This is a genomic window from Streptomyces sp. bgisy130 (assembly GCF_057708345.1).
The window spans coordinates 1-3,277 of the sequence record NZ_JBYISA010000095.1 but is presented as its reverse complement, the minus strand read 5'-3'; the positions used below and the strand labels follow the sequence as shown (position 1 = coordinate 3,277).

1 protein-coding gene is annotated in these 3,277 nt (G+C 70.3%); it reads right to left on the bottom strand.

Features of this window, described 5'->3' with window-relative positions; translation table 11 throughout:
• Positions 1 to 3,277: acyltransferase domain-containing protein (locus AC3EUV_RS38185; protein WP_488187997.1), on the bottom strand; the 3,277-nt coding region annotated here is incomplete at both ends.

Here is a 3,277-nt window from a genome sequence, read left to right as displayed (position 1 = left end):
ACCCAGATGCCGCGCCAACTGCACCGCGGCCATGCCGACCCCACCCGCGGCGGAGTGCACCAGCACCGACTCGCCCGCCTGCACATCCCCCAGGTCCACCAAGGCGTAATACGCCGTCAGAAACACCACCGGAACCGACGCCGCCTGCGCGAACGACCACCCCTCGGGTATGCGGGCGAGGGTGCGTGCGTCGGCCACCGCGAGCGGACCGAAGGACTGCGTGAAGAGTCCCATGACCCGATCGCCCGGGGAGAACCCGGTCACTCCCGGGCCGACCTCGGTGACCACACCGGCACCCTCGATCCCCAGGGCCACGGCGTCACCCGGATACATACCGAGCGCGTTCAGCACATCACGGAAGTTCAGACCGGCGGCGCGTACCGCGATCCGCACCTGTCCGGCACCCAACTCGGCCTGAGCCGCCGGGTACTCCGCGAGGTGCAGGTTCTCCAGCGTGCCCTTCTCCGCGATGTCCAGGCACCACGCTCCGCTCCGCTCGGGCACCGGCAGAGCATCCGGCCGCACGTGCCTGCTGAGCCTCGGGACGTAGACCTGGCCTGCGCGTACGGCCAGTTCGGGCTCGTCGCAGGCCAGTGCGGCGGGGAGCACGGCGAGGGACTCGCTCGCCCCGTCGAGATCGACCAGCGTGAACCGGTCCGGGTTCTCCGAACGTGCCGACCGGACGAGCCCCCAGACGGCGGCCAGCGCCGGGTCCGGTCGCCGTTCGTCCACGGTGACCGCGCCCTGGGTGACAACGACCAGCCGGGCCGCGGCGAACCGCTCCTCGGCCAGCCATGCGTGGAGGAGCGCGAGCGCCCGGTGGGTCGCGGTGTGCGCGGCGGCCGCCGGGTCGCCGTCAGGAGCGTCCAGCCGCAGCAGGACGTGGGAGGGCACCTCGCCCTGAGGAAGCGAATCGAGGTCCGGGTACACGGACGCGCCGATCGCGGACAGATCGAGTCGGCCATCGGTGCCGTCGCACATGTCCACGGCCGCTTCGACGGCGACCGCGGACGCCGTACGCCCGGTGGACACGACGGGCTCCGGCAGCGGAACCCAGTCCATCGTGTGCAGCGCGGTGTCCTGCCGGCCGGCCTTGGCCTGGGCGATCCCGTCGGCCGACACGGGTCGCAGGACCAGGGAGTCGATCGTTGCGACGGGTCCGCCCGAGGCATCGGCCAGCTCCAGGGCGACCGAGTCAGGGCCGTTCACGGACAGCCGCGCACGCAGCACCGACGCTCCGGACGCATGCAGCGTAGCCCCCGACCAGGAGAAGGGCAGCCTGGCTCGGCCCTCGTCCGCCTGGTCCGAGGCCACCAGTCCGAGCGCGTGCAGCGCCGAGTCCAGCAGCGCCGGGTGCAGCCCGAAGCCGGCCGCCTCGGGGACGGCGTTCTCCGGAAGTTCGACCGAGGCGAACAGCTCGTCACCACGGCTCCATACCTGGCGCAGCCCTCGGAAGACCGGCCCATAGCCGAACCCCGCTGCCGTCAGCCCCTCGTACAGCCCCTCAACGGAGACGGGCTCCGCCCCGGCGGGCGGCCACTGGGACAGATCCGCCCCGGGCGCCGCGCCGTCCGTGCCGAGTACGCCGACGGCATGGCGTACCCATGGCTGGTCGGCCTGTGCGTCCTGCGGCCGGGAGTAGACGCTCAGCGTCCGGCGTCCGGTCTCATCCGCGGCCCCGACGGCCACCTGAAGCTGTACGGCACCTCGCTCCGGCAGGACGAGCGGCGCCTGAAGCGTCAGTTCCTCCACCTGCCCGCAGCCGACCTGGTCCCCGGCACGGACTGCCAGCTCCAGGAAGGCGGTACCGGGGAGCAGGACCGAGCCCGAAACGACATGCTCGGCGAGCCAGGGCTGGGCCGTAACGGACACCCGCCCCGTGAACACCACGGCGCCGCCATCGTCCGTGCAGTACACGCTGTCCAGGCCCGCTGCGCTGTCCGTGCCGTCCGTGCTGCCGACCAGGGACACGACAGCACCCAGCAAGGGGTGATGAGCGGACACCAGCCCGGCAGAGCCGAGATCACCGGCCGGCAAGCCCGTGAACCGGGGCCAGTAGCGCTGGTGTTGGAAGGCGTAGGTGGGGAGGTCTACGGGGGTGTGGGCGGAGAGCGTGTCGGGTCGGGTGTCGGTGTCGGCGTCGGGTCCGGTGTCGGTCGCGGTCCCGGTCGCGGTCGCGGGGAAGAACGCCTGCCAGTCGATGCCGATGCCGTGGACGAACGCCCGCCCGGCGGCAGACAGCACCGCGGACACCTCACCACGGTCATCACCACGCAGGGCGGGGACCAGGACATGACCAGTGTCCGCCTCGAGGCAGCCCTGCGCCATGGCAGTCAAGGTGCCGTCCGGCCCGATCTCCAGGAACCGGGTCACGTCATGCTCCTCCAACCACCGGATACCGTCAGCGAAACGGACAGCCTCGCGGACATGCCGCACCCAGTAATCGGGGGAGGTCAGTTCCTGCGGCGTGGCGAGTTCGCCGGTCAGGTTCGAGACAACCGGGATGCGGGGCTCCGTATATGTCACGCGCTCGGCGACAGCACGGAATTCCTCGAGCATTGGCTCCATCAGGGGCGAGTGGAAGGCATGGCTCACCTGGAGCCGTTTCACCTTCCGGCCCTCGGACTCGAAACGCCCGGCGATCTCCGCGACCGCGGACTCCTCACCCGCTATCACGACCGAGTGCGGGCCGTTCACCGCGGCGATGCTCACCCGCTGCTCATGGCCTTCCAGCAGCGGCAGCACTTCAGCTTCCGACGCCTGCACCGAGACCATGGCGCCGCCATCCGGGAGTGCCTGCATCAACCGGCCGCGGGCCGCGACCAGACGACACGCATCCTCCAGCGACAAGACGCCCGCCACATGTGCAGCTACCAGCTCACCGATGGAATGGCCCACCAGGTAGTCGGGCCGGACACCGAACGACTCGAAGAGCCGGAACAGCGCCACTTCAAGGGCGAACAACGCCGGCTGGGTGTATCCCGTCTGGTTCAGCACCTCGCCATCGGCATCGGCATCCTCGCCGAACACCACACCCCGCAGCGGCAACGCCAACTCACTGTCGAAGTGCGCGCACATGGCATCAAAAGCGTCCGCGAATACCGGGAAGGTGTCATACAACTCCCGTCCCATGCCGATCCGTTGTGCGCCCTGCCCAGTGAAGAGCAGAGCTACGCGCGCTTCGGGTTCAGCCAGAGCGGTCACCACGGGAACAGCGTCGTCTCCCGTGGCCAGCGCCCCAAGTCCGTCCATCAGAGCATCGCGCTCGGTACCAAGT